The sequence below is a fragment of the Candidatus Allofournierella excrementigallinarum genome (assembly GCF_944388085.1).
Taxonomy (GTDB): domain Bacteria; phylum Bacillota; class Clostridia; order Oscillospirales; family Ruminococcaceae; genus Allofournierella_A; species Allofournierella_A excrementigallinarum.
Genome location: NZ_CALXHK010000089.1, coordinates 1 through 4,170 on the forward strand (window position 1 = coordinate 1; position 4,170 = coordinate 4,170).

Sequence of the window (4,170 nt, forward strand, 5' to 3'; positions counted from 1 at the left end):
TTGTGGTGGAGATGAGGGGGATCGAACCCCTTACCTCTTGAATGCCATTCAAGCGCTCTCCCAAGTGAGCTACACCCCCACGGGCCTGCCGTCTCGCGACTGCTTTGCTATTATAGCAAACCCTGCGGGGAATGTCAACCCTCTTTTTTGGGGAAATCAGAGGATTTTTTTGCGGCTTACTCGGCGCTGTCGTTGAAGGCCTTGAATGCCTTGTAGGCCATGTAGACGTCGATTTTGGCCACCAGCTCGAAGGGCGAATGCATGCTCAGCACAGGCACGCCCACGTCCATGGTGTCGATGTTGTGGGAAGCCACATACTTGGCGACGGTGCCGCCGCCGCCCTGGTCCACCTTGCCCAGCTCGCCGATCTGCCACACGGCGCCGGCGGCGTCGAAGATGCGGGTGAAGTAGCTCACCAGCTCGGCGGAGGCGTCGTTGGCGCCGCCCTTGCCGCGGGAGCCGGTGTATTTGGAGATGGCCACGCCCTTGCCCACGAAGGTGCTGTTCTGGGCTTCAAAGGCGGAGGGGAAGGTGGGGTCGAAGGCGGCGGTCACGTCCGCGGACAGGCACTTGGAATTCTGGAAGCAGAGGATGTCATCCGCGCCCTGGGCCTTGCACAACTGCTGCACAAAGTGGAACACATACATGCTGTTCAGGCCGGTGACGCCCTCGGAGCCGATCTCTTCCTTGTCGGTGAGCACGCAGACGGTGGTGTAAACGGGGAGCTTGGTCTCGATCTCGGCAATGAGGGCGGGGTAAGCGTCCACCCGGTCGTCGTGGCCGTAGGCGCCGATGAGCCCGCGGTCAAGGCCCACGTCCTTCGCCTTGAAGGCGGGCACGGCCTCCAGCTCGGCAGTGATGAAGTCCCGCTCGGTGATGCCGTACGTGTCGTTCAGCAGCTTGAGGGCCAGCAGCTTGATCCGGTCCTTGACCTCTTTGTCGGCGTAAGGCAGGCTGCCCACCACGATGTTCAGCTCCTCGCCCTTCACCCCCTCGCCGAGCTTGCGCTCGTTCTGCTCCGCGCCCAGATGGGGCAGCAGGTCGGTGATGCAGAATACGGGGTCGCCCTCATCCTCGCCGATGCAGACGCTCACCTGAGCGCCGTCCGCCTTGTAGACGACGCCGTGCAGCGCCAGAGGCATGGCCACCCACTGATACTTGCGGATGCCGCCGTAGTAGTGGGTCTTGAGCAGGGCCAGCTCGCTGTTCTCATACAGAGGGTTGGGCTTCAGGTCCAGACGGGGAGCGTCGGTGTGGGCGATGTTCATATGTACGCCCTCGCTCAGGGGCTTCTGGCCCATGGTGGCGGCGATGACGCTTTTGCCCCGGTTGTTCAGATACACTTTTGCGCCGGGGGCATAATTGGTGCCGGGCACGAAGGGAACGTAGCCGTTCTCCTCCAGCAGCTTCACGGTGTAGGCGGTCACGTCCCGCTCGGTCTTGCCGTTGTCCAGGAAGGCCTTGTAGCCCTCGCAGAATTCGTCCGCCGCCTTGTTCAGCTCCTCGCTGGCCTCGGCCGCGTGGGGCCGGGTGTACAGCAGCTGTTCGGCCAGCTTCTGGCCTTCGGTCATTTCTTTGCTCATAACTGATCCTCGCTTTCTTCAGGCCCCGTAAAGGGCCTGATAACGTTCATAGGCCCGGTTGATCTTGGTGACGTACAGGCCCATTTGCTGATAAGGGAAGGTGTGGAGCGCTTCGCCGTCGGCGGAGTAATCGCTGCTTTCCAGCAGGCCGTCCACCGTGCCCCACCCGCTGTGGTAGGCCGCCGCCGCGGTGGACACGTCGCCGTGGTACCGCTCAAGGCATGCGGAAATATAATAGACGCCGAAGCGGATGTTCACCGCCGGGTCGTAGAGGTCGTCGAAGGTGAGGTCCTCGCCGGGGGCGATCTTCGATTTGATCCAGTCGAAGGTGACCTCGGTGATCTGCATCAGGCCCCGGGCCCCCACGCTGGATTCTGCGCCGGGGTCAAAGCCGCTCTCGGTGCGTATCACCGCATAGATAAGGAGAGGGTCCACGCCGTTCGCCACGGCTTCCTTCTCCACGTATTCGGTATATTTCCGGGGATAGCGCGCCAGGTCCAGCCTGTGCAGGCCCTCCTGCAGCCCTCTCACGGCCAGCACGGCCACCACCGCGGGCACCACGAGCCATAAAATTCGTTTTCCGAGCTTTTTTGCCACTCATGCACCGCCTTTCTCCTGTTCCAATGCCGCCAAAGCCTGGCGGTGAAGATGTTCCAGGTCCTTGTCGTTGCGTATCTCCCGCGCCGCGGCTTTGCGCAGCGTGCGCACCGGCAGCTGGGCCGCAAGGCGCGCCCGCGCCTGCCGCCGGGTGAGGCCGTCCCGCTTGCGGATGCGCGCCACGCTCTGTTCGTAGGGCGCGCTCACCAGCCAGATGGCGTCGCAGTGTTTTTCAAAGGGCGCGCCCACGATGACCGCGCCGTCCACAAAGAAGAGCGCCTCTCCCCTGCCTTTCGCCTCGCCGGCGGCGGCCAGCAGGCGGGCGACGATCTCCGGGTGGGTGATGCTCACCAGCTTTTGGGTGCCCGCTTCGTCCCGGAAGGCCCGGTCCGCCAGCAGCTGCCGGTTTACCGTGCCCTGGGGGGTAAGCAAATCATCACCGAAGGCCTCCGCCAGCTTTGCAAGGCAGGGAGAACCGGGTTCCAGCACCTGCCGGGCCACCTGGTCGGCGTCCGCCACGGTGCAGCCCAACTGACGGTAGAGGGCGGACACTGCGCTTTTGCCGCTGCCCGAGCGGCCGGTGATGCCGATGATCTTCACAGCTCCACCACCTCGAAGGCAGCCGCCCGCACCAGCCGGTTGTAGACCGCAAGGCCCACGCCGCCCACATGGGGGCAGCGGGCGTAGACCGTCTCGGCGCCCTTTTCGTCCAGGCGGCGCAGGGCGCTGAACAGCTCCCGGGCCTGGGCCGCGTCGTCCTCTTTTGCGCCGTAGCTGATGAAGGGCACCGGCAGCTGCTCGCCCTCGCCGTCAAAGCAGAGGGCCCAGACGCCCGGGCCGGCATGGCCGCGCACATATTTGCAGTAGGCGGCGAAATCCCCCCGCAGGATGGTCACATGGGCCTTGGGGGCGTAGTGCTTGTACTTCATGCCGGGGCTGCGGGCGGCCTCCCCTTCCTTCAGCTTGTGGAGCACCGCGCCCGCCAAAAGCACTTCGCAGCCCAGCACCCCTTCCAGCTGCTCCTTGGTGACAAAGCCGGGGCGCAAAAGCATGGGCTGCTCCCCCGCCAGGGTGATAACGGTGGACTCTACCCCCACGCCGCAGGCGCCGCCATCCAGGATGAGGGGCAGGCGGCCGTCCATGTCGGCCATCACATCCGCCGCGATGGTGGGGCTGGGCCCGCCGGAGCGGTTGGCGGAAGGGGCCGCCAGAGGCAGGCCGCTGGCGGCAATGACGGCCCGGGCCACCGGGTGGCTGGGCATGCGGATGGCCACGGTGTCCAGCCCGGCGCAGACTTCGTCCGCCACTTTTGGGCCCCGGGGCATGATGATGGTGAGGGGGCCGGGCCAGAAGGCCTCGGCCAGCGCCCTGGCTCCCTGGGGCACGCCGGACACAAGCCCCTCCAGCATCTCCAGCCGGTCGATGTGGACGATGAGGGGGTTGTCCTGAGGGCGGCCCTTGGCCTCGAAGATCTTTTTGACCGCCGCGCCGTTGAAGGCGCTGGCGGCGATGCCGTAGACGGTCTCGGTGGGGATGGCCACGATCTCGCCCGCTTGCAGCAGGCCGGCGGCTTTTTTCACCGAGGCCTCGTCGGCCTTTGCCAGAATCGTTTTCATGGTGTTTGTTCCTTTTCCTGGGCGGCCTGCAGCCGCCGGGTCTGGTCGGCGGTGATGAGCGCGTTCAGCAGCTCATCCAGCGCGCCGTCCATCACACTGTCAAGTCTATAAAGGGTGAGGCCGATGCGGTGGTCGGTGACCCGCCCCTGAGGGAAATTGTAGGTGCGGATGCGCTCGGAGCGCTCGCCTGTGCCCACCTGGCTGCGCCGGTCGGCGGCGATGGCGTCCTTCTGGGCCTGCTGCTTTTGGGCCAGAAGGCGGCTGCGCAGCACCTTGAGGGCCTTGTCCTTGTTTTTATACTGGCTGCGCTCGTCCTGGCATTCCACCACCATGCCGGTGGGCAGGTGGGTCACCCGGATGGCGCTGGAGGTCTT

Annotated in this window: 5 protein-coding genes and 1 tRNA gene; all 6 read right to left on the bottom strand. The window is 65.1% G+C overall.

The features are described 5' to 3' along the window. Positions 1-3: 3 nt before the first annotated feature. A tRNA-Ala gene (locus tag ACH2AT_RS10755) sits at positions 4-79 on the bottom strand. A 97-nt stretch (positions 80-176) separates the two neighbouring features. Continuing rightward, the gene (locus ACH2AT_RS10760) at positions 177-1,583 is read right to left on the bottom strand and encodes an aminopeptidase (protein WP_394965954.1); all 1,407 of its coding nucleotides are present in this window, start codon (positions 1,581-1,583) and stop codon (positions 177-179) included. Positions 1,584-1,601: 18 nt separating this feature from the next. Beyond that, entirely contained in the window at positions 1,602-2,180 is a 579-nt protein-coding gene (locus ACH2AT_RS10765; RefSeq protein ID WP_394965956.1) for a lytic transglycosylase domain-containing protein, read from the bottom strand. Next, on the bottom strand, positions 2,181-2,780 hold the full coding sequence (coaE, locus tag ACH2AT_RS10770; RefSeq protein ID WP_394965958.1) for a dephospho-CoA kinase: 600 nt from the start codon (positions 2,778-2,780) through the stop codon (positions 2,181-2,183). It lies immediately after the preceding gene. Next, positions 2,777-3,796, bottom strand: coding sequence for an L-threonylcarbamoyladenylate synthase (locus ACH2AT_RS10775; protein ID WP_394965960.1), 1,020 nt, complete (start codon positions 3,794-3,796; stop codon positions 2,777-2,779). Before ACH2AT_RS10775 ends, coaE begins: the two co-directional genes overlap by 4 nt. Then, positions 3,793-4,170: peptide chain release factor-like protein (locus ACH2AT_RS10780; RefSeq protein WP_394965962.1), on the bottom strand; the 378-nt coding region annotated here is incomplete at its 5' end. The genes ACH2AT_RS10780 and ACH2AT_RS10775, both read right to left, overlap by 4 nt.

Bases quoted from the DNA above. Each gene is read 5' to 3' on its own strand.
- ACH2AT_RS10760 (WP_394965954.1), bottom strand. From the start codon at position 1,583: ATGAGCAAAGAAATGACCGAAGGCCAGAAGCTGGCCGAACAGCTGCTG.
- ACH2AT_RS10775 (WP_394965960.1), bottom strand. From the start codon at position 3,796: ATGAAAACGATTCTGGCAAAGGCCGACGAGGCCTCGGTGAAAAAAGCC.